This window comes from Enterobacter cloacae complex sp. 402C9 (assembly GCF_050030745.1).
GTDB classification, from domain to species: domain Bacteria; phylum Pseudomonadota; class Gammaproteobacteria; order Enterobacterales; family Enterobacteriaceae; genus Enterobacter; species Enterobacter intestinihominis.
This window is the reverse complement of the sequence record NZ_JBLGUW010000001.1, coordinates 1,393,058-1,416,849: the sequence shown is the minus strand read 5'-3', so window position 1 is coordinate 1,416,849 and position 23,792 is coordinate 1,393,058. Positions and strand designations below refer to the sequence as shown.

Sequence of the window (23,792 nt, the reverse complement as noted above, 5' to 3'; positions counted from 1 at the left end):
GCTTATCCGGCCTACAGGGCAGGTGATGCTAAATAGTTACTAAACGTCCAGCAGCAGACGCGTTGGATCTTCCAGCAGCTCTTTAATGGCAACCAGGAAGCCTACGGACTCGCGGCCGTCGATCAGGCGGTGATCGTATGAGAGCGCCAGGTACATCATCGGCAGGATCTCAACTTTACCGTCTACCGCCATTGGACGATCTTTAATGGCGTGCATACCCAGGATCGCGCTCTGCGGCGGGTTGATGATCGGGGTAGACATCAGCGAGCCGAACACGCCACCGTTGGTAATGGTGAAGTTACCGCCAGTCAGGTCTTCAACGGTCAGCTTGCCGTCGCGGCCTTTCACGGCCAGCTCTTTGATTTTCTTCTCAATGTCAGCCATACCCAGGGTGTCCACATCACGCAGAACCGGGGTGACCAGGCCGCGTGGGGTAGAAACCGCCATGCTGACGTCGAAGTAGTTGTGGTAAACCACGTCATCGCCATCGATAGACGCGTTCACTTCCGGGTAGCGTTTCAGCGCTTCAACTACCGCTTTCACGTAGAAGGACATGAAGCCCAGACGGATACCGTGACGTTTTTCAAACGCGTCACCGTACTGCTTGCGCAGGTCCATGATTGGCTTCATGTTGACTTCGTTGAAGGTGGTCAGCATCGCGGTGGAGTTTTTCGCTTCCAGCAGACGCTCGGCCACGCGCTTGCGAAGGCGGGTCATCGGCACGCGTTTTTCGCTACGTGCGCCCAGAGCTGGCTGTGCCGCTGGTGCTGCCGCAGGGGCTTTCGCTTCCGCTTTCGCCTCTGAAGGCGCTTTTGCCAGATGCTTGTCGATATCTTCGCGAGTCAGACGGCCACCCACGCCGGTACCTTTGATGGCTGCCGGATCGAGGCTGTGCTCAGCCAGCAGGCGACGGATCGCCGGGCTGAGCGCGTCATTAGTTTGCTCTTCCAGAGACGCCTGCTGGCGCTGGGCTGGGGTAGACGCTTTCTCTTCAGATTTCGCGCTGGACTCTTTGCCCGCGCTGTTGCCTTCACGCAGGCGACCCAGGATCTGGCGAGAAGTCACGGTCGTACCTTCGTCTTCCAGGACTGCATCCAGAATGCCATCCGCTGAAGCCGGTACTTCCAGTACCACTTTGTCAGTTTCGATTTCTACCAGCACTTCGTCACGGGTTACCGCGTCGCCTGGTTTTTTGTGCCAGGTGGCGACGGTTGCATCTGCTACGGACTCAGGCAGGTCGGGAACAAGAATATCTACGCTACTCATTATGTATCCTTTAATTAATCGACGTTCAGCGCGTCATTGACCAGATCTTGTTGCTGCTTCTGGTGAACGGACATATACCCTACCGCCGGAGAGGCGGAGGCCGGGCGACCTGCATAACGCAGGGCAGACCCAAATGGAATCACTTCACGGAAATGATGCTGGCTGCAATACCATGCGCCCTGGTTGAGCGGCTCTTCCTGGCACCAGACAAAATCATGAACGTGAGCGTACTGTTTCAGCACTTCCTGCATCGCCTGATGCGGGAACGGATAAAGCTGCTCGATACGCACGATGGCGACATCTTTCTGATCGTTCTTACGGCGCTGTTCCAGCAGGTCGTAATAAACCTTACCAGAACACATTACGACACGCTTAACGGCCTGCGGATCCAGCTCGTCAATTTCACCGATGGCTGGCAGGAAGGTGCCGTTAGCCAGTTCATCCAGGCTCGAAACCGCCAGCGGATGACGCAGCAGGGATTTTGGCGACATGACCACCAGCGGACGGCGCATACCGCGCAGCGCCTGACGACGCAGCATGTGGTACACCTGAGCCGGGGTGGACGGCACGCAGACCTGCATGTTCTGCTCGGCGCAGAGTTGCAGATAACGCTCCAGACGCGCGGAGGAGTGCTCCGGCCCTTGTCCTTCATAGCCGTGCGGCAGCAACATCACCAGACCACACATACGGCCCCACTTCTGCTCACCGGAGGAGATGAACTGGTCGATGACGACCTGCGCACCGTTGGCGAAGTCACCGAACTGCGCTTCCCAGATAGTCAGGGTGCGGGGTTCTGCGGTGGCGTAGCCGTATTCGAAGGCCAGAACCGCTTCTTCTGACAGCACGGAGTCCCAGACCTTGAACTGGCCCTGACCGTTATGCACGTGCTGAAGCGGAGTATAGGTTGAACCGTTAGACTGGTTGTGTACAACCGCATGACGGTGGAAGAAGGTGCCACGACCCGCATCTTCACCGGACAGACGAACCGGAATACCTTCGTCAACCAGCGTCGCATAGGCCAGCGTTTCCGCGCCGCCCCAGTCGAACAGCTTTTCACCCGCCGCCATGGCCTGGCGGTCGCCATAGATCTTGGCCACGCGGGATTGCATCTCGATCGCTTCCGGCACGGTGCTGATGCGTTTAGCCAGCTCCTGCAAACGCTTCATCTCAACCTTGTTCGGGTAGCTCTCGTCCCACTCGTGGTTGAGGTACGGCGACCAGGTAAAGGAGTGCATGTTCATTGGGCGCAGCTCTTTGACCACGCATTCACCTGCGTCCAGCGCGTCGCGATAAAGATTGACCATTTCGGTCGCATCTTCCAGCGTCGCCACTTTTTCGCTTTCCAGCTTGTCAGCATAGATTTTACGCGGCGTCGGGTGTTTTTTGATTTTCTGGTACATCAGCGGCTGGGTTGCACTTGGCTCATCCGCTTCGTTGTGGCCGTGACGGCGGTAGCAGAAGAGGTCAATGAACACGTCGCGCTTAAAGGTGTTACGGAAGTCCAGCGCCAGACGGGTAACGAAAGCAACGGCTTCCGGGTCATCCGCGTTTACGTGGAAGATTGGCGCCTGAACCATTTTACCGATGTCGGTGCAGTACGGGGTAGAACGCGCATCCAGCGGGTTAGAGGTGGTGAAGCCCACCTGATTGTTGATTACGATGCGAACGGTACCGCCCACTTCATAACCACGCGCTTTCGACATGTTCAGGGTTTCCTGAACCACGCCCTGCCCTGTGACTGCCGCATCACCGTGAATGGTGATTGGCAGCACTTTATTGCTGCTCGGCTCGTCCAGACGATCCAGACGCGCACGCACGGAACCGATAACCACCGGGCTGACGATTTCCAGGTGCGACGGGTTAAACGCCAGCGCCAGGTGAACCTGACCGCCCTCGGTTTCGATATCCGACGAGAAGCCCATGTGGTACTTCACGTCACCGGTGCCGAGGTGCTCTTTATGTTTACCCGCAAATTCGTCGAACAGATCCTGCGGTTTTTTACCCAGCACGTTAACCAGCACGTTCAGACGGCCACGGTGCGCCATGCCCAGCACCACTTCGCGCGTGCCGCTCTTACCGGCATGACGAATCAGCTCTTTCAGCATCGGGACTAACGCATCGCCGCCCTCCAGTGAGAAGCGTTTTGCGCCCGGGAATTTCGCGCCCAGATAGCGCTCAAGGCCTTCGGCTGCCGTCAGTTCGCTCAGGAAACGTTTTTTCTCGTCTGCTGAGAAATTCGCGTGACCCGCCACGGATTCGATACGCTGCTGGATCCAGCGTTTCTCTTCGGTGGAGGTAATGTGCATATATTCCGCGCCGATGGAGCCGCAGTAGGTTTGCTTGAGCGCATCAATCAGATCGCCCAGCTTCATCGTGTCTTTGCCGATGGCAAAGGAACCTACGTTAAAGCTTTCCTGGAAATCGGCCTCGGTCAGATCGTGATAAGCCGGATCGAGATCCGCTACACGTTCCTGCTGCCACAGTCCCAGCGGATCGAGATTCGCATGCTGGTGACCACGGAAGCGATAAGCGTTGATAAGCTGCAGGACTTTTACCTGCTTCGCATTGGTGTCAGGGTCGGAAATCGCAGAAGAGTAACGTGAGGCATCCTTCGCCAGACGACGGAAATAATCACGTGTTTTTGAATGGAATTGATCCGGTTTGACCCCTGTACCAGGCAACTGCTGGAACATGGAACGCCAGTTTGCGTCCACTGAGTCAGGATCGGTTAAGAAGTCTTCATAGAGCTGTTCTATCCAGCTCTGGTTTGAACCAGAGAGGTAAGAAGAGTCCAGCCAGGCTTTCATTGCGCCGTTCTGCATCGTGATCCCTTAAGCATTTTTATGCTTACTTTCGCCGTAGAAACTACCACGCACACCACGTGTACGTGCCGGGGTTCACCTGCGAGCTCTTTTCATTTGGCCCGCGAAGGAACCTTTAGAAACTGTCTAAACTTCAGGGCAGTTTTTAAAGGTTTCTGCAATTTGCCCGGTGGCGCTACGCTTACCGGGCCTACTGTTACGTAGGCCGGATAAGCGCAGCGCCATCCGGCGTTGTTACTTACGCACTGCGCTGCAACAACATCGACTTAATATGGCCGATGGCGCGCGTCGGGTTCAGCCCCTTAGGACACACACTGACGCAGTTCATGATGCTATGGCAGCGGAATACGCTGAAAGCGTCACTTAACCCTTCCAGACGATTCTCGGTTTCGGTATCGCGGCTGTCGATCAGGAAGCGATAGGCAGCCAGCAGACCCGCAGGGCCGATAAATTTATCCGGGTTCCACCAGAATGACGGGCATGACGTTGAACAGCATGCACAGAGAATACACTCGTACAACCCATCGAGTTTTTCACGCTGCTCAGGCGACTGTAAGTGCTCGCGAGCGGGTGGATTTTGCCCATTATTCAATAAGTAAGGCTTAATCTTCTCATATTGTGCATAGAATTGCCCCATGTCCACCACCAAATCACGCACGACCGGCAGGCCAGGCAGAGGACGGATGACAATTTTCTGGCCTGCACGCTGTAGCGCTGAAATTGGCGTGATACAGGCCAGACCGTTTTTGCCGTTCATGTTTACACCGTCAGAGCCACATACCCCTTCACGGCAGGAGCGGCGGAACGACAGCGTAGGATCTTTTTCTTTCAGCTGGATTAAAGCATCCAGCAGCATCATGTCACGACCTTCTTCCGCTTCGAGGGTGTAATCCTGCATACGCGGAGCATCGTCTACATCCGGGTTATAACGATAAACTGAGAATTCGAGTTTCATTATCCTGTCTCCGCATTAGTAAGTACGAATCTTCGGCGGGAACGCCGGACGCAGTTTCGGTTCCATGTTAACGCTACGACGCGTCATGGTTTCCGACTCTGGCAGATACAGGGAATGGCACAGCCAGTTTTCGTCATCACGATCCGGGAAGTCGAAGCGGCTATGGGCGCCACGGCTTTCGGTACGGAAGTTTGCCGACATCGCGGTCGCGAACGCGGTTTCCATCAGGTTATCCAGCTCCAGGCACTCAACGCGCTGGGTGTTGAACTCGCTCGAAGTATCGTCCAGACGGGCATTCTTCAGACGCTCGCGGATCGCTTTCAGCTGCTCCAGCCCTTTGGCCATCGCGTCACCTTCACGGAATACCGAGAAGTTGTGCTGCATACACTCTTGCAGCGCTTTACGGATTTCAACCGGATCTTCGCCGTTACGGTTGCCGTTCCAGCGGTTGAGGCGCTCAAGAGAGGCATCAATTTCGTCGTCGGTCGCATCACGCAACGCGCCCTGCTCGGCAATAGATTCCTGGAGATGCAGCCCCACCGCACGGCCAAATACCACCAGGTCCAGCAGGGAGTTGCCGCCCAGACGGTTTGCGCCGTGCACGGATACGCAGGCAATTTCGCCTACCGCGAACAGACCAGGGATGACCACGTCTTCACCCTGCTCGTTCACGGTCAGCGCCTGACCGGTCACTTTGGTCGGAATACCGCCCATCATGTAGTGACAGGTTGGGATAACCGGAATCGGCTCTTTCACCGGGTCGACGTGGGCGAAGGTGCGGGACAGTTCCAGAATGCCCGGCAGACGGGATTCCAGCACTTCTTTACCCAGATGGTCGAGTTTCAGCTTCGCGTGCGGGCCCCAAGGGCCGTCGCAGCCGCGGCCTTCACGGATTTCGATCATGATGGAACGCGCCACCACGTCACGGCCCGCCAGGTCTTTCGCATTCGGGGCATAACGCTCCATGAAGCGCTCGCCATGTTTGTTCAGCAGATAGCCACCTTCACCACGGCAGCCTTCTGTCACCAGCACGCCCGCACCGGCGATACCGGTTGGGTGGAACTGCCACATCTCCATGTCCTGCACCGGCACGCCAGCGCGGATAGCCATCCCAACGCCGTCACCGGTGTTGATGTGGGCGTTGGTAGTGGACTGATAGATACGGCCTGCGCCGCCGGTGGCCAGCACGGTTGCGCGCGCTTTGAAATAGACCACTTCACCGGTTTCAATGCACAGTGCGGTACAACCCACCACCGCGCCATCGGCGTTTTTCACCAGATCCAACGCATACCACTCGGAGAAGATGGTGGTGTGGTTTTTCAGGTTTTGCTGATAAAGGGTATGCAGCAAAGCGTGACCGGTACGGTCAGCCGCTGCTGCGGTACGTGCCGCCTGTTCGCCGCCGAAGTTTTTCGACTGGCCGCCAAACGGACGCTGATAGATGGTGCCATTTTCCAGACGGGAGAACGGCAGCCCCATGTGGTCCAGCTCCAGAATCGCTTCCGGGCCGGTTTTACACATATATTCGATGGCATCCTGGTCGCCGATGTAGTCGGAACCTTTTACCGTATCGTACATGTGCCATTCCCAGTTATCTTCATGGGAATTACCCAGCGCAACGGTGATACCACCCTGCGCAGACACAGTGTGGGAACGGGTCGGGAATACTTTAGAGAGCAGCGCACAGGTCTGGCCGCTCTGGGAAATTTGCAGTGCGGCACGCATACCTGCGCCACCCGCACCAATCACAACAGCATCAAATTCTCTGACTGGCAGTTTCATTACACACCCCACACCACAACAAATCCATAAATGACGTAAACCAGCAGAGCAACGACAATAATCAGTTGCAGCGGAAGGCGAATCGCCAGCGGTTTAACGTAATCGGTCAACACCTGCCACATGCCAATCCAGGCATGAATAAGGATGGAGAACAGGGCCAGCAGGGTGAACACTTTGGTGAAGGCCGATCCGAAGAAACCACTCCAGATTTCCCACGTCAGTGTGCCGCTAGTGGCGAAGAAACCGATCATATAGATGATGTAGAGCGTGAGGACGATGGCGGTAGCGCGGACCAGGATGAAGTCATGTACGCCGTTGCGTCCTAATGCGGAGGCGTTGCTTACCATACGAGAACTCCTGCGAGAAGTGAAAGCACGACAGTGATCACAAATGAAATGTTAGCGGTACGTTTACCGGCCTCGAACGTCTCTTCCAGGTAGCCAAAGTCCATCAGCATATGGCGAACGCCGCCAACCACGTGATAGGCCAGCGCGGTCAGAATGCCCCACATGATAAATTTCACGAAGAAGCTGTTCATGATGGCTGAGGCCTGGAGGAATCCTTCAGGAGATGAGAGGCTGGTTCCCAGTAACCACAGCAAGATACCAACCGCCACAAACGTAATCACACCAGAAACACGGTGCAGAATGGACGCTATTGCTGTTACAGGGAATCGGATCGTTTTGAGATCCAGATTGACAGGTCTTTGTTTTTTCACATTTCTTATCATGAATAACGCCCACATGCTGTTCTTATTGTTTCCTTCCTCCGGACTGCGATGCGGGTCAGACAGCGTTCCTTTTCTATAACTGCGCGTCATGCAAAACATTGCTTCCAAATGCTAAAACGACACGTTACAACGCTGGGTGGCTCGGGATTGCAGGGTGTTCCGGAGACCTGGCGGCAGTATAGGCCGTTCACAAAATCATTACAATTAACCTACATACAGTTTGTTGGGTTTTCTCTGGAACAGTGATCGGGGTCACGATAACAACATCTTTTTAATTTTTAATCATCTGATTTGACAAATGTTAAACAATATTGTTACAAACGTCATCAGAAAAGGCATATAATGCGCAAAAGTTATGAGGTCTCTCTTTCACCTGACAAATAGTTATGTAACAGTGTGATGGTATTGACCGAAGTTATCAGGACAGTTATTAGTGATATACAGGTTTGAATAATTCGGACTGCAAAAACGCTGATTTGCTGTTGTTTCACTGATATTTCATTCGTTTACCTGCAAGGCGCCATAGCTCTGTACCCTGGTTTCTCCTCGTGAGCTGAGCGGTAAGCCAAATAACAATCTGGTAACGATGATTAACAGCTGAAAGCAAATCCGGTAAAGCGCAGTCTTAAGCATAAGGCGCTAAGGAGACCGTAAATGGCTGATACAAAGGCAAAACTCACCCTAAATGGTGATGATGCTATTGAACTGGATGTGCTAAAAGGCACGCTCGGTCAGGATGTTATTGATATCCGTACGCTGGGTTCCAAAGGGGTATTCACCTTTGACCCTGGATTCACCTCTACCGCATCTTGCGAATCCAAAATCACCTACATTGACGGTGACGAAGGTATCCTGCTCCATCGCGGCTTCCCCATCGATCAGTTAGCCACCGAATCCAACTATCTGGAAGTGTGCTACATCCTGCTGAACGGCGAAAAACCGACGCAGGCCCAGTACGATGAATTTAAAACCACCGTGACCCGTCACACCATGATCCATGAGCAGATTACCCGTCTGTTCCATGCGTTCCGTCGTGACTCTCATCCGATGGCGGTCATGTGCGGTATTACCGGTGCGCTGGCGGCGTTCTACCACGATTCTCTGGACGTGAATAACCCACGTCACCGTGATATCGCGGCGTTCCGTCTGCTGTCCAAAATGCCTACCATGGCGGCGATGTGTTACAAATACTCTATCGGTCAGCCGTTTGTGTATCCACGCAACGACCTCTCCTACGCGGGTAACTTCCTGCGCATGATGTTCTCCACGCCGTGTGAAGAGTACGAAGTGAACCCGGTGCTGGAACGCGCGATGGACCGTATTCTGATCCTGCACGCTGACCACGAACAGAACGCCTCGACCTCTACCGTCCGTACCGCGGGCTCATCCGGCGCGAACCCGTTCGCCTGTATCGCTGCGGGTATCGCCTCCCTGTGGGGACCGGCGCACGGCGGCGCGAACGAAGCAGCACTGAAGATGCTGGAAGAGATCAGCTCCGTTGAGCACATTCCTGAGTTCGTGCGCCGCGCGAAAGACAAGAATGACTCCTTCCGTCTGATGGGCTTCGGTCACCGTGTTTACAAAAACTACGACCCGCGCGCGACCGTTATGCGTGAGACCTGCCACGAAGTGCTGAAAGAGCTGGGCACCAAAGATGATCTGCTGGAAGTGGCGATGGAGCTGGAACACATCGCGCTGAACGACCCGTACTTCATCGAGAAGAAACTCTACCCGAACGTCGATTTCTACTCCGGTATCATCCTGAAAGCGATGGGCATTCCGTCTTCCATGTTCACCGTGATCTTTGCCATGGCGCGTACCGTAGGCTGGATTGCGCACTGGAACGAAATGCACAGCGAAGGCATGAAAATCGCCCGTCCTCGTCAGCTGTATACCGGCTACGAGCAGCGTGACTTTAAGTCTGATATTAAGCGCTAAAAAACACGCCCGGCGGCGCTTCGCTTGCCGGGCCTACAAGTGCGAGATGTAGGCCGGGTAAGGCGTAGCCACCACCCGGCTTTTTTACATCTGGCACCCAGGACACCAGTAAAACGGCCTGGAAGAGATCGTCGCCTTCTCAATCACCCCGCCGCACCGCTCACACTTTTTACCTGCCCGATGAAACACCTTGAAGCGGAACAGCGCCCCGTGATGCTTGTTCTCATCCACCACGCCGCGCGTGTTGTACGACAGCCGTGGAATATCCAGTAACGCGTACGACAGCGCCTCCAGCTGTTCATCGCTCAGCTGCGACGCTTTGCGCTGCGGCGCCAGCCCCACTTCCCAGAGGATCTCCACCCGCAGGTAGTTTCCCAGCCCCGCCAGAAATGCCTGATCGAGCAACAGCCCGGAAAACTGCCGGTTGCGGAATGTGGCGGATAACAACCGGGCTTTCACATCGCTTGCCGTCAGACGCATGTCGAGCACGTCCGGCCCGACCCGCTGTAAGAACGGGTGCGTGAGCAACTGCTCCGGCGTTAACATTTCGATATCAGAGGCGCTGTAAAGCAGGATCGCCTTATCCGCCGTTTGTAGCCGCACGCGTAGCACGCGGGTCGTTTGCGGCTGCTCGTCCGCCTTTACCACCCGCCAGACGCCGTAAAGCTGATTGTGGCTATATAACGTCAGGTTATGGGAAAAGTGGGTGAGTAACGCTTTGCCGCGCGTTTCAATGTGGGTCACCGTCTGTCCCACCAGCTCTGTTTCAAACGGTTTGAGTTGAGGAAAGGCAAACCAGACGTGTGTCAGAGTTTTGCCCTTTATCGCCGCCTCCAGGCTATCCGCCGCGCGGCGGATCTCCGGACCTTCTGGCATGTTATTGTCCTTTCATGATTATTCTGCGCTGACAACAATGCCCTCTTCCGAGAACGCCGCCCGCAGGCGTCGCGCAAACTGGAGCGCATGCTCGCCGTCACCGTGTAAGCACACCGTATCAGCCTGAACGTTTGCCGTTGTACCCTCCGTTGAGGTTACTCGCCCGAAGCGCACCATCTCCAGCGTCTGCGCCAGCGCTTTACCTTCGTCGGTGATCAGCGCACCGGCCTGCGTACGCGGAACCAGGCTACCGTCCGGCAGGTATCCCCGATCGGCAAACACTTCCTGCCGCGTAGTCAGCCCCAGCCGTTCGCCGGCACGGATAAGCTCGCTGCCCGCCAGGCCAACCAGAATCAGACGCGGATTGCAGTCCCGTACCGCGCGGGCAATGGCGTCTGCCAGCGCCGGATCTTTCGCTGCCTGGTTATAGAGCATGCCGTGCGGCTTGACGTGACGCAACACGCCCTTCTCAGCGCGCACTATCGCCTCCAGGGCGCCGATCTGGTAGAGCATTTGCGCGTAAACCGTCTCAGGCGGCAGATCCATCGCCGTGCGACCAAAGTTTTCCCGGTCCGGAAAGCTGGGGTGAGCGCCTATCGCCACGCCGTTTTTCACGGCATTGCGCACGCTCGCCAGCATGGTCTGCGCATCGCCGGCATGAAACCCACAGGCGATATTCACCGAGGAGACCAGCGTCATCAGCGCCGCATCGGCGCTGCTGCCCTCCCCCAGATCGGCGTTTAAATCAATCTTTACCATCGAGCCTCCACGCCAGCTGTTCGAGATAACGCTGCTGATCCTGACGGGCTTTCAGCGCCTCCTCCAGCGAACACTGCACAAAATGAATTGGCTGACCGAGAGGAATTTGCGCCAGATGGTAGCGATCCGCTTCGATAATGCAGGCAATACGCGGATATCCTCCCGTGGTTTGCGCATCGTTCATCAGTACGATAGGCTGGCCGTTGCCCGGCACCTGAATCACCCCCGGCAACAGACCATGGGAAAGCAGCTCACGGTCAGTCGTGCGGGTCAGCGGCTGGCCCTGAAGCCGGTAACCCATGCGGTTACTCTGCGGGCTGATCTTCCATGGCGAGCGCCAGAAAGACTCTTTTGAGGCCTCATCGAACTCATGATATTCCGGCCCCGGCAGGGCGCGGATCAGGTTCCCCCACAACAGCTGCTTCACGCCCTGCGTGGTGGTGAAATGGCGCGCTGATGGCTTAATCGCCAGGCGATCGCCGTCGCGCAGCAGCCGTCCTTCATGTCCGCCCATTCCCGCTTTCTGGTCGGTGCTGGATGAGCCCAGCACCTCCGGCACGTCGATACCTCCCGCCACCGCAAGATAGCTGCGCACGCCGTGCAGAGGACGCTTGAGCGTCAGACGCTGTCCGGCTTTCGCCCGCAGGCGCCAGCCGGTCCACACCGCTTTGCCGTCCAGCGTCGCGTCACAGCCCGCGCCGGTTAAGGCAAACCAGGTTTCCTGACCAAACTCAATCACGCACTGACCCAGCGTAATTTCTAACGCCGCCGTGCTGCCGGCGTTGCCTACCAGCAGGTTGGCAATCTCCAGCGAGGGACGATCAAGCGCACCGCAGTAGCTCACGCCCGACTGACGCAGGCCAAAGCGCCCGGCATCCTGTACCGAGGTGTAAAGCCCTGCGCGAATAAGCGTTAACATATCCCCTCCTTTTGCGGGATAAAGCGCAGGGTATCCCCCGGACGCAGGAGTATGGGCGCGTCCTGGCCTGGTTCAAATAACGGCGTGGACGTGTGCCCGATAAGCTGCCAGCCTCCCGGCGAGGCGAGCGGATAAATTCCCGTTTGCTCGCCACCAATCGCCACGCTGCCCGCCGGTACGCTCAGGCGCGGCTCAGCCCGGCGCGGCGTATGCAACTGGGGCGATAACCCGCCCAGATAGGGGAAACCCGGCTGAAATCCCAAAAACCAGACGACATAGTCGACTGAGCTATGCAACTCCACAACCTGCTTCTCCGTTAATCCACAGTGTTCGGCCACGACGCCAAGGTCGGGGCCTCCCTTGCCGCCATAGACAACCGGGATCTCAATCGTCCGCGATTCCGGCTCCAGCGCCTCGCTCTCCTCCCACCAGCGTTGCAGGCGCTCAATGGCATCCAGCGCCCCCGTGTGCGGATCACGCAGCACCACGGTGATATTATTCATACCCGGAATAGCTTCAACCACGCCAGGTAGCTCGGGCAGTCGTTGAGCCAGACGCCAGATACGCTTTTGCGTGGCAAGCGTCACCGGAGGCTCAAGTTCCAGAACCACTGCGGTTTCACCCAGAAGATAACAACGCGCTCGCTGCACTTAACTACCTCTCATCAGGCCGGATTAGGGATATCAATAAACGTCACATCCAGATCGGTATTTTCCGTCAGCCACTCGCTGAGGGCGCGGATGCCGCCACGCTCGGTGGCGTGATGGCCTGCCGCGTAAAAATGCAGGCCTTGTTCACGGGCAGAGTGAATGGTCTGCTCGGAAACCTCGCCGGTAATGAAGGCGTCGACACCGAAACGCGCCGCGCTATCAATAAAGCCCTGGCCGCCGCCGGTGCACCATGCCACGCGCTTCACGGTATCCGGCCCGGTGTCGCCGCACCACAGCGGACGACGCCCCAGGCGTGCTTCGATCCACGATGCCAGCTCCAGACCCGGAACCGGCATCGACAGTTCACCCCACGGCACCAGGGGTTCAATTTCGCCCATCACGGTTATCCCCAGCAGTTGCGCAAGCTGAACGTTATTCCCCAGTTCAGGATGCGCATCGAGCGGCAGGTGATAGCCGTACAGGTTGATGTCATTCGTCAGCAGCGTTTTGAGACGGTTGCGCTTCATGCCGCGAATAATCGGTGATTCGTTTTTCCAGAAATAACCGTGATGGACAATCACCGCGTCGGCTTCCTGACGCACAGCCTCATCCAGCAGCGCCTGGCTTGCCGTTACGCCGGTGATGATTTTTTGCACCGTCTCGCGACCCTCCACCTGCAAGCCATTCGGACCGTAGTCGCTAAACGAGGCCGTGTTGAGTTTTTCGTTAATCAGGCGTTCCAGTTCACTGTTTTTCATCATCATTCTCTCAAACTTTTCGGGCGGTTTCGTACGCCGCCAGCGTGGCGACACGCGTCTGTTTATGGTCGACAATGGGACGGGGATAGTTCAGGGAAACACGCTGTTTATCCGCCCATGCCCAGGGTTCATGAATGGCTTTGGCGGGGACATCCTTAAGTTCAGGCAGCCAGCGACGGATAAACTCGCCGTCGACGTCAAATCGTTGTCCCTGCGTGGTCGGATTAAAGATCCGAAAATAGGGAGCCGCATCCGTGCCGGTGGAGGCCGCCCACTGCCAGCCGCCGTTATTTGCCGCCAGATCGCCATCGATCAGCTGAGAGATAAAATAACGCTCTCCGGTTCGCCAGTCGATAAGCAGATCCTTTACCAGGAAGCTGGCGGTAATCATACGCAGACGGTTATGCATCCACCCGGTTTCATTGAGCTGCCGCATAGCCGCATCAACAATCGGGAAGCCGGTGAGCCCATGCTGCCATGCCTTCAGCAGCTTCTCATTCGACTGCCACTGTACCTTATCGGTCCAACGAATGAAGGGGCGATGTTTACATAAATCAGGATGATACGTCATCAGATGGCGATAAAACTCACGCCAGATCAGTTCGTTCAGCCACACTGCGCCCGCCCCCCCGTCTAACGCCTGAGGCTGTTCCGCCAGTAGCCGATGTAAACACTGGCGCGGGGAGAGCGCGCCCAGCGCTAAACAGGCCGACAGGCGGCTGGTGCCTTCAATCGCTGGAAAATCCCGCCGCGCCTCGTAATCCGCCGCCCCCTGCGCGCAGAACTGACGCAACCGGGCGATAGCCGCTTTCTCGCTGGCGGGGAATACCGTTTCATCAAACGACTGCTGGGGATAATTCAGCCTGATGTCCTGCAGATCCGTTATCGTTTCCCCTCTTATGGCCGGGGCGGGAACGCATTCTGGCAGCCCCTCTTTCAGGCGTTTGATAAAAGCATTTTTAAACGGCGTGAAAACTTTATACATTTCGTGACTGCCGGTCATCACGCTGCCCGGTGCGAGCATCACGCTGTCATCAAAGCCTTCACAGACCACGCCCGTAAGGTTTTTCTCCAGCTGACGATCCCGCTGCTGCTCGTTAAATTCATACTGGTAGTTGTAAAAAAGACGCGTTACCGCGTGCTGCTTACAGATTGCCTGCACCATCTCAAGCTGTGCGGCAAAATCATGGGCCTCTTTATAGATCAGCGGAATGCCTTTTTCGGCCAGTGAATGTTGCAGGTCATTCAGATACGCGCTGAGTAATGCCGCTTGCCGGGGCGCCATGTCATGCTGCTGCCACTGTTCAGGCGTGGCGATAAACAGGGCCAGCACATTCGCGTCTTTAGCGCGGCAGGCGGCCGCGAGAGCGAAGTTGTCGTGAATGCGTAAATCCGCGCGAAACCAAACCAGATGGGTGGGCATAAAACTCCAGGCAATTGTCCATTATGTCCGTAAGGGCATGCCGTAAAAGGAAAAAGGCACGCATTGAACTACTTTGCCATGAAGTGTAGACGGGATGAAATAAAAAAGGCCGCCCGAGGCGGCCTTAACGCTACTTGTCCTGCGCTATCGGGGTAAAGGCAATAAACACATCCGGTTTATCACTCTTTACAACGAGTGCGCTGGCGACAATGAACGCGATGCATAAATAGCGTTTCACTATGCGGTCCCTGCTGCTAACCGCTCCACCTATCACCACCGGTGATAAATCGGTGGACACAAGCCCGGGTAGGCGGGCTGCTTTACGGCTATGGATACACCTTTCCAGGACCGATGCCCATTTGCGAGATGGCGGAAAGGGACGTGGCATCATAATTAACACCAACGCCAAAAGTAAGTTATTTCAGTAAAATTAGGAATTTATAAAGGTGAAGTGGATTGCGAACTTTTTAAAGAAGGGTATGATAAAAATCCCGGGTAGGGGCTGCAAGATTACCCAACGGACCGCGAATCCCGAGGGACAAAAAAACCGCCACTTTGCTGTAGGCGGTTTTTTTATGGCTACGATGTCACACCGTATCAGTAGAAATCGCAGGTTGCTTTCTCGGCCTGATCCATCCACACCGGCTTTTCGCTGGTTTTCGCCCAGACGCGGTGCAAATAGCTGTAAAAACGTGCGCGATCTTTCCAGAACAGCATCACCGGCAGGGCCAGCACGCCAGCCACTACGGCGAAAGTGCGACGCATGAACACGATATGAGCCGGATACTCTTTATAAAGATCCATATTTTTCTCCCCTGTAGTTGGCCGGAAACCTTCTCCGGAAAATGTGAAATCTGTGACCTGGTTAAAATAATACCGCTTTGTTTGTAATTTTACTACTCATCCGACCACTTATTTTCATCCATTTCGTGAATATTTACATTCACGCCTGTAATTAAGTTACAAAAAAGTTAACAGTTTACTTAACAATAGTTAAATTGTGGTCTTTCCCATTTTTATACTTTTTTTACACCTGCCCTTCTGATTTTTGCGAAATCTTTGCGCCACAAATCCTACCGTTTGTACAACAACAAAAGTCACCCGGAGGTGGAGTGTGAGTGCAGGTCTGATTGCCGGCATCGTGCTGGTGTTCCTGTTATTGGGTTATCTGATTTATGCCCTGATTAATGCGGAGGCATTCTGATGGCTGCTCAGGCGTTTTTGCTTATTGCCAGCTTTTTACTGCTGCTGTTTGTGCTCGCCAGGCCGCTGGGAACAGCGCTGGCGCGGCTGATAAACAACGTGCCACTGCCGGGTACGCGAAAAATTGAAAACGTGCTCTGGCGCATTTCAGGTATCAGCGACCGCGAAATGAGCTGGGGCCAGTACCTGATGGCGATACTGCTTCTGAATATCGTGGGGCTTATTGCCCTCTTTACGCTGCTCATGCTCCAGGGCAATTTGCCGTTGAATCCGCAGCAGTTACCAGGTTTATCCTGGCATCTGGCGCTGAACACGGCGGTCAGCTTTGTCACCAATACCAACTGGCAGTCTTACGCCGGTGAAACCACGCTCAGCTACTTCAGCCAGATGGCCGGGTTAACCGTGCAAAACTTTCTGTCTGCAGCCAGCGGTATCGCGGTGATCTTCGCCCTGACGCGCGCGTTTGCCCGTCAGAATGTCAGCACGCTCGGCAACGCGTGGGTTGATGTCACGCGCATCACCCTTTGGATCCTGGTGCCTGTTGCGCTGATTATTGCCCTGTTCTTTATACAGCAAGGCACTCTGCAAAACCTGCTGCCTTATACCCCTTACACCTCGCTTGAAGGGGCCAGGGAACTCCTGCCAATGGGGCCAGTGGCGTCGCAGGAAGCAATCAAGATGCTGGGCACCAACGGGGGCGGCTTCTTCAACGCCAACTCATCGCATCCGTTTGAAAACCCAACGGCATTAACCAATTTTGTACAGATGCTGGCGATCTTCCTGATCCCCGCCGCGCTCTGCTTCGCCTTTGGCGATGTGGTTAACGATCGCCGCCAGGGCCGTACGCTGCTGTGGGCCATGTCGTTAATCTTCGTGGTCTGCGTTGCACTGGTGATGTGGGCCGAATGGAACGGCAACAGCCATTTCATGCAGCTGGGGGCTAACAGCAATATCAACCTGGAAGGCAAAGAGAGCCGCTTCGGCATTCTTGCCAGCAGCCTCTATGCGGTGGTCACCACGGCGGCCTCCTGCGGGGCGGTGAACGCCATGCACGACTCTTTCACCGCGCTTGGCGGCATGATCCCGATGTGGCTGATGCAGATTGGCGAGGTAGTCTTCGGTGGGGTCGGTTCGGGGCTGTACGGCATGCTGTTGTTCGTTCTGCTCGCCGTGTTTATCGCCGGGCTGATGATCGGCCGCACGCCGGAGTATCTCGGCAAAAAAATCGACGTCCGCGAAATGAAATTAACCGCGCTGGCAATCCTGGTCACCCCCGCCCTTGTGCTGCTCGGTACCGCGCTGGCGCTGATGACCGACGCCGGGCGCAGCGGCATCTTTAACCCGGGCATTCACGGCTTTAGCGAAGTGCTTTACGCCGTTTCGTCTGCCGCAAACAACAACGGCAGCGCCTTTGCAGGGTTGAGTGCCAACTCACCGTTCTGGAACTGTCTGCTGGCGTTCTGCATGTTCTTCGGTCGTTTCGGCGTGATTATTCCCGTCATGGCGATCGCCGGAACACTGGTGAATAAGAAGATCCAGCCGACCACTACCGGTACGTTACCGACTCACGGCGCGCTGTTCGTCGGCCTGCTGATTGGCACCGTTCTGCTGGTAGGTGCCTTGACCTTTATCCCCGCCCTCGCGTTAGGCCCGGTTGCGGAATATCTCTCTTTACGCTGATTTTGCGGAGAATTTGTCATGAGTCGTAAACAACTGGCCCTGCTCGAACCAACCTTAGTTCGTCAGGCCCTCATGGATGCGGTAAAAAAACTGAGCCCGCGCGTGCAGTGGCACAACCCGGTGATGTTTATTGTCTGGACTGGAAGTTTACTCACCACCGCACTGGCGATTGCCATGGGAACGGGACACCTTTCAGGAAATGCAACCTTTACCGGCGCCATCAGCCTGTGGCTGTGGTTTACCGTGCTGTTCGCCAACTTTGCCGAAGCGCTGGCGGAAGGCCGCAGTAAGGCGCAGGCCAACAGTCTGAAAGGGGTCAAAAAAACCGCCTTTGCGCGCAAATTACGCGAACCTAAATACGGCGCGCAGATGGACCACGTTCCGGCGGATGAACTGCGCAAAGGTGACGTGGTGCTGGTGGAAGCCGGGGACATCATCCCCTGCGACGGGGAGGTAGTTGAGGGTGGCGCGTCGGTAGACGAAAGTGCCATTACCGGGGAATCCGCGCCCGTGATCCGTGAGTCGGGCGGAGATTTCGCCTCAGTTACCGGCGGAACGCGCATTCTTTCCGACTGGCTGGTGATCCAGTGCAGCGTTAACCCGGGCGAAACCTTTCTCGACCGGATGATCGCCATGGTGGAAGGCGCACAGCGTCGTAAAACGCCGAACGAGATCGCCCTGACCATTCTGCTGGTGGCGCTCACCATTGTGTTCCTGCTGGCAACGGCGACCCTGTGGCCCTTCTCCGCCTACGGCGGTACAGCGGTCAGCATCACCGTACTGATCGCCCTGCTGGTCTGTCTGATCCCCACCACTATCGGCGGCCTGCTTTCCGCGATTGGCGTGGCGGGGATGAGCCGTATGCTGGGCGCGAACGTCATCGCCACCAGCGGACGCGCCGTTGAAGCGGCGGGTGACGTAGACGTACTGCTGCTGGATAAAACCGGGACCATCACCCTGGGTAATCGTCAGGCCTCTGACTTTTTACCTGCTCCCGGCGTGGATGAAAAAACGCTGGCCGACGCGGCGCAGCTTTCTTCGCTGGCCGATGAGACGCCGGAAGGTCGCAGTATCGTGATCCTCGCCAAGCAGCGCTTTAACCTGCGCCAGCGCGACGTACAAAGCCTGCACGCCACGTTCGTGCCCTTTACGGCGCAAACCCGCATGAGTGGAATTAACATTCAGGACCGGATGATCCGTAAAGGGTCCGTTGATGCCATTCGCCGTCATATTGAAGCCAATAATGGACATTTCCCTCCGGAAGTCGACCACCTGGTGGAAAGCGTGGCGCGTCAGGGGGCAACCCCGCTGGTGGTGGCGGAAGGTGCAAGCGTTCTGGGGGTTATCGCCCTGAAGGATATCGTTAAAGGCGGTATAAAAGAGCGTTTCGCCCAGATGCGTAAGATGGGCATTAAAACGGTGATGATCACCGGGGATAACCGTCTGACTGCGGCGGCCATTGCCGCCGAAGCGGGCGTGGATGATTTCCTTTCCGAAGCGACACCGGAAGCGAAGCTGGCACTCATTCGCCAGTATCAGGCGGAAGGTCGTCTGGTGGCGATGACCGGCGACGGCACCAACGACGCCCCGGCGCTGGCGCAGGCCGACGTGGCGGTGGCGATGAACTCCGGTACCCAGGCGGCAAAAGAGGCGGGCAACATGGTGGATCTCGACTCGAACCCGACCAAGCTGATCGAAGTGGTGCATATCGGGAAGCAGATGCTGATGACGCGCGGCTCGCTGACCACGTTCAGTATCGCCAACGACGTGGCGAAGTATTTCGCCATTATCCCGGCGGCCTTTGCGGCAACCTATCCGCAGCTGAATGCCCTGAATGTGATGCACCTGCACTCTCCAGCCTCGGCCATTTTGAGCGCGGTGATCTTCAACGCGCTGATTATTGTCTTTCTTATTCCTCTGGCGCTGAAAGGGGTGAGCTATAAGCCACTGACGGCCGCCGCCATGCTGCGCCGTAACCTGTGGATTTACGGTCTGGGTGGGCTGGTGGTGCCCTTTATTGGGATCAAGGTTATCGACATGTTGTTAACGCTGTTCGGGCTGGTTTAAAAGGTGAATCTCATGACGATGTTACGTCCCGCTATACTGTTGTTTATTCTGCTGTCTCTGATTACCGGCGGGCTTTACCCGCTGATGACAACCGCGCTGGGCCAGTGGTGGTTTGAGGACCAGGCCAACGGCTCGCTGATTATCCAGAACGGTGAAAACCGCGGCTCGCGTCTGATTGGGCAAAACTTTACGGACCCGCGCTACTTCCAGGGACGCCCTTCCGCCACTGCGGAAAGCCCGTATAATCCAATGGCCTCCGGCGGCAGCAATCTGGCTGGCAGTAATCCTGACCTGGACAAAGCCGTTGCTGAACGCGTTGCCGCCCTGCGCGCCGCGAATCCGCAGGCCAGCCGTGAGGTGCCGGTTGAGCTGGTCACCGCCTCCGCGAGCGGGCTGGATTACAGCCTGACGCCGGACGCAGCGGCGTGGCAGATCCCACGCGTGGCCGCCGCCCGTCAGCTGACCGTCGAGCAGGTGAGCCAGCTGGTTGCAGAACATACGCAAAAGCCGCTGGTCAGCTTCATCGGCATGCCGGTAGTGAACATTGTTGAGCTGAATCTGGCGCTGGATGCGCTAAGGAAGAACTAAATGACCGAAGAGCCCATGCGCCCGGATCCGGACAGGCTGCTTGAACAAACGGCTGAAGCCCACCGCGGCAAGCTGAAAATTTTCTTCGGCGCCTGCGCGGGCGTCGGGAAAACCTTCGCCATGCTGACGGAAGCCCAGCGGCTTCGGGCGCAGGGGCTTGATATTCTCATCGGCGTGGTGGAAACCCACGGTCGCAAAGAGACGGCGGCGCTGCTGACGGGGCTGGCGACGCAGCCGCCCCAGCGTATCAGCCATCGCGGTCGGCTGGTGACGGAGTTCGATCTTGATGCCGCCCTCGCCCGCCGCCCCGCGCTGATCCTGATGGACGAACTGGCGCACAGCAACGCGCCTGGCTCACGCCACCCGAAGCGCTGGCAGGATGTTGAGGAGCTGCTTGAAGCCGGCATCGACGTCTTCACCACGGTGAATGTTCAGCATCTGGAAAGCCTGAACGACGTGGTAAGCGGGGTAACCGGTATCCAGGTGCGCGAAACCGTCCCCGATCCGTTTTTTGATTCTGCCGATGAAGTCGTACTGGTTGACCTGCCGCCGGACGATCTGCGCCAGCGCCTGCACGAAGGCAAGGTGTATATTGCCGGCCAGGCCGAACGCGCCATCGAACATTTTTTCCGCAAAGGAAACCTGATTGCCCTGCGCGAGCTGGCCCTGCGCCGCACCGCCGATCGCGTGGATGACCAGATGCGCGCCTGGCGAGACCTGCAGGGGCGGGAGCGCGTCTGGCACACGCGTGACGCCATTCTGTTATGCATTGGTCACGGCAGCGGCAATGAAAAACTGGTCCGCACCGCCGCCCGGCTTGCGGCGAAGTTTGGCAGCGTCTGGCACGCGGTGTATGTCGAAACGCCACAGCTTCACGGCCTGCCGGAAAATCAGCGTCGCGCCATTTTGAGCGCGCTGCGGCTGGCGCAGGAGCTGGGTGCCGAAACCGCAACCCTGTCCGATCCGCAGGAAGATAAAGCCATTCTGCGCTACGCGCGCGAGCATAACCTGGGCAAGATTGTCATTGGACGTCGCCAGCATCGCCGCTGGTTTAGCCGCGAATCTTTTGCCGACAGGCTGGCACGCCGCGCGCCGGATCTGGATTTAGTCATCGTCGCGCTGGATGACAAGCCCGCCCCCCTGCCCGGCCGTACGCCGGACGCACGCACCTTTGGCGATAAATGGCGCGTCCAGATCCGGGGCTGCCTGGTGGCCGTGGTCCTTTGCGCCCTGATTACGGTGATTGCCAGCCAGTGGCTAATCGCCTTCGATGCCGCCAATCTGGTCATGATTTATCTGCTGGGCGTCGTTGTGGTCGCGCTCTTTTATGGCCGCTGGCCGTCGGTGCTGGCAACGGTGATCAACGTCATCAGCTTCGACCTCTTTTTTATCGCTCCGCGCGGGACGCTTGCTGTCTCGGACGTGCAGTACATTCTGACCTTTGCCGTGATGCTTACCGTCGGGCTGGTGATCGGGAATCTGACGGCAGGCGTGCGCTACCAGGCACGCATTGCCCGCTATCGCGAGCAGCGCACCCGCCATCTGTATGAGATGTCAAAATCGCTGGCGGTCGGCCGCACGCAGCAGGATATCGTCCAGACCAGCGAGCAGTTTATCCGTTCGACCTTTCATGCCAGTAACCTGATTTTGCTCCCCGACGAGCAGGGGCGCCTTCGCCCGCTGACCTCCCCTTCGGGGATGACGCCCTGGGATGAAGCGATTGCCCGCTGGAGCTTTGATAAGGGTTTACCTGCCGGTGCCGGCACCGACACTCTGCCCGGGGTGCCTTACCAGATCCTGCCGCTGCGCAGCGCGGATAAAAATCACGGGCTGGTCATCGTCGAGCCGTCTAACCTGCGTCAGCTGATGATCCCCGAGCAGCAGCGCCTGCTGGAAACCTTCACCCTGCTGGTCGCCAGCGCCCTTGAACGGCTGGCGCTCACCGCCAGCGAAGAGCAGGCACGGCTGGCAAGCGAGCGCGAAAGTATTCGCAATTCGCTGCTGGCAGCGCTGTCTCACGATTTGCGCACCCCGCTTACCGTGCTGTTTGGCCAGTCCGAAATTCTGACGCTGGATCTGGCGGCGGAAGGATCAAAACATGCGATGCAGGCCAGCGAAATTCGTCAGCACGTGCTAAATACCACGCGTCTGGTGAACAACCTGCTGGACATGGCGCGCATTCAGTCCGGCGGGTTTAACCTCAAAAAAGAGTGGCTCACCCTTGAGGAGGTTGTCGGCAGTGCGCTGAAGATGCTGGAGCCGGGTCTCGGCGGGCGCCATATCGAGCTGGACATGCCGGAACCCCTGACGTTAATCCATGTGGATGGCCCGCTGTTTGAGCGCGTGCTGATTAATCTTCTGGAAAATGCCGCTAAATACGCCGGGGCAAAGGCCCGGCTGGGGATTGCTGCCAGGGTGGATAAACGTGTGCTGCGGCTCGATGTCTGGGATACCGGGCCGGGTATTCCGGCCGGCCAGGAGCGCGCCATATTCGAAAAATTTGCGCGCGGTAATAAGGAATCTGCCATTCCGGGCGTCGGGCTGGGGCTGGCGATCTGCCAGGCGATTGTTGACGTGCATGGCGGCACCATTTCCGCAGAGAACCGCCCGGAAGGTGGGGCACGCTTTTGTGTTACACTTCCTCTTGAAACTCCACCAGAACTTGATGAATTACCAGAGGATTTGTGATTAACGTTCTGATTGTTGAAGATGAGCTCGCTATCAGCCGATTTCTGCGTACCGCGCTGGAAGGCGACGGTTTGCGCGTTCATGAAGCCGGAACGCTTCAACGGGGGTTAATTGAAGCCGCCACCCGCAAGCCAGATCTGGTGATCCTGGATCTGGGACTCCCGGATGGCGACGGCATCGATTTTATTCGTGAGGTGCGTCAGTGGAGCCAGATGCCCATTCTGGTGCTCTCTGCCCGCACCGAAGAGACGGATAAAATCGCCGCGCTGGATGCCGGAGCGGATGATTATCTGATCAAACCGTTTGGCATTGGCGAGTTACAGGCCCGGCTGCGTGTGGCGCTGCGTCGACACAGTGCCACCACTCCTTCTGAACCGGTGTACGTCTTTGGCGATATCCGCGTCGATCTTGCCGCCCGCCGCATCGTGCGAGGGGAAGAAGAGATCCACCTTACGCCTATCGAGTTTCGTCTGCTGGCCGTGTTGCTCAGTAACCACGGAAAAGTGTTAACGCAGCGACAGCTGTTAAGCCAGGTCTGGGGACCGAATGCTGTCGAACATAGTCACTATTTACGCATTTATATGGGACACCTTCGCCAGAAACTTGAAGCCGATCCCGCGCGTCCTCGTCATTTATTAACAGAAACCGGTATCGGATATCGGTTTATGATCTGAATAAGTATTCACTT

At 56.8% G+C, this 23,792-nt stretch carries 20 protein-coding genes; 7 read left to right on the top strand and 13 right to left on the bottom strand.

All coding sequences use genetic code 11. From position 1 onward, the window contains the following. Positions 1-39 precede the first annotated feature (39 nt). The 6 genes from odhB to sdhC form a co-directional block, all read right to left on the bottom strand. Positions 40-1,266, bottom strand: a complete 1,227-nt coding sequence (odhB, locus tag ACQG1K_RS06730; protein WP_023299612.1) for a 2-oxoglutarate dehydrogenase complex dihydrolipoyllysine-residue succinyltransferase — start codon at positions 1,264-1,266, stop codon at positions 40-42. A gap of 14 nt (positions 1,267-1,280) precedes the next feature. Next, positions 1,281-4,088 carry a 2-oxoglutarate dehydrogenase E1 component gene (gene sucA, locus ACQG1K_RS06725; RefSeq protein WP_022647462.1) on the bottom strand — a complete coding sequence of 936 codons (2,808 nt, stop codon included), beginning with the start codon at positions 4,086-4,088 and terminating at the stop codon, positions 1,281-1,283. A gap of 238 nt (positions 4,089-4,326) precedes the next feature. Continuing rightward, positions 4,327-5,043, bottom strand: coding sequence for a succinate dehydrogenase iron-sulfur subunit (locus ACQG1K_RS06720; RefSeq protein ID WP_022647461.1), 717 nt, complete (start codon positions 5,041-5,043; stop codon positions 4,327-4,329). Positions 5,044-5,058: 15 nt separating this feature from the next. Then, a complete protein-coding gene (sdhA, locus tag ACQG1K_RS06715; RefSeq protein WP_003858619.1) occupies positions 5,059-6,825 on the bottom strand; it encodes a succinate dehydrogenase flavoprotein subunit in 1,767 nt (588 codons plus the stop codon). Further along, positions 6,825-7,172, bottom strand: a complete 348-nt coding sequence (gene sdhD, locus ACQG1K_RS06710; protein ID WP_003858621.1) for a succinate dehydrogenase membrane anchor subunit — start codon at positions 7,170-7,172, stop codon at positions 6,825-6,827. Before sdhD ends, sdhA begins: the two co-directional genes overlap by 1 nt. Beyond that, on the bottom strand, positions 7,166-7,570 hold the full coding sequence (gene sdhC / locus ACQG1K_RS06705) for a succinate dehydrogenase cytochrome b556 subunit (RefSeq protein ID WP_026080740.1): 405 nt from the start codon (positions 7,568-7,570) through the stop codon (positions 7,166-7,168). Before sdhC ends, sdhD begins: the two co-directional genes overlap by 7 nt. Before the next feature lie 639 nt (positions 7,571-8,209). Here sdhC and ACQG1K_RS06700 point away from each other — a divergent pair. After that, on the top strand, positions 8,210-9,493 hold the full coding sequence (locus ACQG1K_RS06700; protein ID WP_006809584.1) for a citrate synthase: 1,284 nt from the start codon (positions 8,210-8,212) through the stop codon (positions 9,491-9,493). An 84-nt stretch (positions 9,494-9,577) separates the two neighbouring features. Here ACQG1K_RS06700 and nei read toward each other — a convergent pair whose 3' ends face one another. From nei to ACQG1K_RS06665, 7 genes are all read right to left on the bottom strand, one after another. Then, positions 9,578-10,369: an endonuclease VIII gene (gene nei, locus ACQG1K_RS06695; RefSeq protein WP_333028785.1), complete on the bottom strand. Its 792-nt coding sequence runs from the start codon at positions 10,367-10,369 to the stop codon at positions 9,578-9,580. A gap of 18 nt (positions 10,370-10,387) precedes the next feature. Beyond that, on the bottom strand, positions 10,388-11,128 hold the full coding sequence (pxpA, locus tag ACQG1K_RS06690) for a 5-oxoprolinase subunit PxpA (RefSeq protein ID WP_058645943.1): 741 nt from the start codon (positions 11,126-11,128) through the stop codon (positions 10,388-10,390). Then, positions 11,115-12,047 (bottom strand): 5-oxoprolinase subunit PxpC, encoded by a 933-nt coding sequence (gene pxpC / locus ACQG1K_RS06685; protein ID WP_022647458.1) that lies wholly within the window; start codon positions 12,045-12,047, stop codon positions 11,115-11,117. The genes pxpA and pxpC overlap by 14 nt, the downstream gene beginning before the upstream one ends. Then, positions 12,041-12,697, bottom strand: a complete 657-nt coding sequence (gene pxpB / locus ACQG1K_RS06680; protein ID WP_022647457.1) for a 5-oxoprolinase subunit PxpB — start codon at positions 12,695-12,697, stop codon at positions 12,041-12,043. Before pxpB ends, pxpC begins: the two co-directional genes overlap by 7 nt. Before the next feature lie 14 nt (positions 12,698-12,711). After that, positions 12,712-13,455: a type 2 GTP cyclohydrolase I gene (locus tag ACQG1K_RS06675; protein ID WP_032621831.1), complete on the bottom strand. Its 744-nt coding sequence runs from the start codon at positions 13,453-13,455 to the stop codon at positions 12,712-12,714. A 10-nt stretch (positions 13,456-13,465) separates the two neighbouring features. Continuing rightward, complete coding sequence (phrB, locus tag ACQG1K_RS06670) at positions 13,466-14,878, bottom strand: deoxyribodipyrimidine photo-lyase (RefSeq protein ID WP_367075658.1); 1,413 nt, start codon at positions 14,876-14,878, stop codon at positions 13,466-13,468. A gap of 597 nt (positions 14,879-15,475) precedes the next feature. Beyond that, complete coding sequence (locus ACQG1K_RS06665) at positions 15,476-15,682, bottom strand: YbfA family protein (RefSeq protein ID WP_014069366.1); 207 nt, start codon at positions 15,680-15,682, stop codon at positions 15,476-15,478. A 310-nt stretch (positions 15,683-15,992) separates the two neighbouring features. On the opposite strand from ACQG1K_RS06665, the gene kdpF reads away from it, so the two are divergent. From kdpF to kdpE, 6 genes are read left to right on the top strand one after another with little or no spacing between them, the layout of a single operon-like run. Further along, on the top strand, positions 15,993-16,082 hold the full coding sequence (gene kdpF, locus ACQG1K_RS06660; RefSeq protein ID WP_003858638.1) for a K(+)-transporting ATPase subunit F: 90 nt from the start codon (positions 15,993-15,995) through the stop codon (positions 16,080-16,082). After that, on the top strand, positions 16,082-17,761 hold the full coding sequence (gene kdpA, locus ACQG1K_RS06655; RefSeq protein WP_333028789.1) for a potassium-transporting ATPase subunit KdpA: 1,680 nt from the start codon (positions 16,082-16,084) through the stop codon (positions 17,759-17,761). The genes kdpF and kdpA overlap by 1 nt, the downstream gene beginning before the upstream one ends. Before the next feature lie 18 nt (positions 17,762-17,779). Beyond that, entirely contained in the window at positions 17,780-19,828 is a 2,049-nt protein-coding gene (gene kdpB, locus ACQG1K_RS06650; protein ID WP_023299606.1) for a potassium-transporting ATPase subunit KdpB, read from the top strand. 12 nt (positions 19,829-19,840) lie between these two features. Continuing rightward, positions 19,841-20,416: a potassium-transporting ATPase subunit KdpC gene (gene kdpC / locus ACQG1K_RS06645; protein WP_022647452.1), complete on the top strand. Its 576-nt coding sequence runs from the start codon at positions 19,841-19,843 to the stop codon at positions 20,414-20,416. Then, positions 20,417-23,104 carry a two-component system sensor histidine kinase KdpD gene (kdpD, locus tag ACQG1K_RS06640; protein WP_023299605.1) on the top strand — a complete coding sequence of 896 codons (2,688 nt, stop codon included), beginning with the start codon at positions 20,417-20,419 and terminating at the stop codon, positions 23,102-23,104. Continuing rightward, complete coding sequence (gene kdpE / locus ACQG1K_RS06635; RefSeq protein WP_022647450.1) at positions 23,101-23,778, top strand: two-component system response regulator KdpE; 678 nt, start codon at positions 23,101-23,103, stop codon at positions 23,776-23,778. The genes kdpD and kdpE overlap by 4 nt, the downstream gene beginning before the upstream one ends. Positions 23,779-23,792: the final 14 nt, after the last annotated feature.

Coding starts and splice junctions, on each gene's coding strand:
- odhB (WP_023299612.1), bottom strand. CDS start 1,266: ATGAGTAGCGTAGATATTCTTGTTCCCGACCTGCCTGAGTCCGTAGCA.
- sucA (WP_022647462.1), bottom strand. CDS start 4,088: ATGCAGAACGGCGCAATGAAAGCCTGGCTGGACTCTTCTTACCTCTCT.
- ACQG1K_RS06720 (WP_022647461.1), bottom strand. CDS start 5,043: ATGAAACTCGAATTCTCAGTTTATCGTTATAACCCGGATGTAGACGAT.
- sdhA (WP_003858619.1), bottom strand. CDS start 6,825: ATGAAACTGCCAGTCAGAGAATTTGATGCTGTTGTGATTGGTGCGGGT.
- sdhD (WP_003858621.1), bottom strand. CDS start 7,172: ATGGTAAGCAACGCCTCCGCATTAGGACGCAACGGCGTACATGACTTC.
- sdhC (WP_026080740.1), bottom strand. CDS start 7,570: ATGTGGGCGTTATTCATGATAAGAAATGTGAAAAAACAAAGACCTGTC.
- ACQG1K_RS06700 (WP_006809584.1), top strand. CDS start 8,210: ATGGCTGATACAAAGGCAAAACTCACCCTAAATGGTGATGATGCTATT.
- nei (WP_333028785.1), bottom strand. CDS start 10,369: ATGCCAGAAGGTCCGGAGATCCGCCGCGCGGCGGATAGCCTGGAGGCG.
- pxpA (WP_058645943.1), bottom strand. CDS start 11,128: ATGGTAAAGATTGATTTAAACGCCGATCTGGGGGAGGGCAGCAGCGCC.
- pxpC (WP_022647458.1), bottom strand. CDS start 12,047: ATGTTAACGCTTATTCGCGCAGGGCTTTACACCTCGGTACAGGATGCC.
- ACQG1K_RS06675 (WP_032621831.1), bottom strand. CDS start 13,455: ATGAAAAACAGTGAACTGGAACGCCTGATTAACGAAAAACTCAACACG.
- phrB (WP_367075658.1), bottom strand. CDS start 14,878: ATGCCCACCCATCTGGTTTGGTTTCGCGCGGATTTACGCATTCACGAC.
- ACQG1K_RS06665 (WP_014069366.1), bottom strand. CDS start 15,682: ATGGATCTTTATAAAGAGTATCCGGCTCATATCGTGTTCATGCGTCGC.
- kdpA (WP_333028789.1), top strand. CDS start 16,082: ATGGCTGCTCAGGCGTTTTTGCTTATTGCCAGCTTTTTACTGCTGCTG.
- kdpB (WP_023299606.1), top strand. CDS start 17,780: ATGAGTCGTAAACAACTGGCCCTGCTCGAACCAACCTTAGTTCGTCAG.
- kdpC (WP_022647452.1), top strand. CDS start 19,841: ATGACGATGTTACGTCCCGCTATACTGTTGTTTATTCTGCTGTCTCTG.
- kdpD (WP_023299605.1), top strand. CDS start 20,417: ATGACCGAAGAGCCCATGCGCCCGGATCCGGACAGGCTGCTTGAACAA.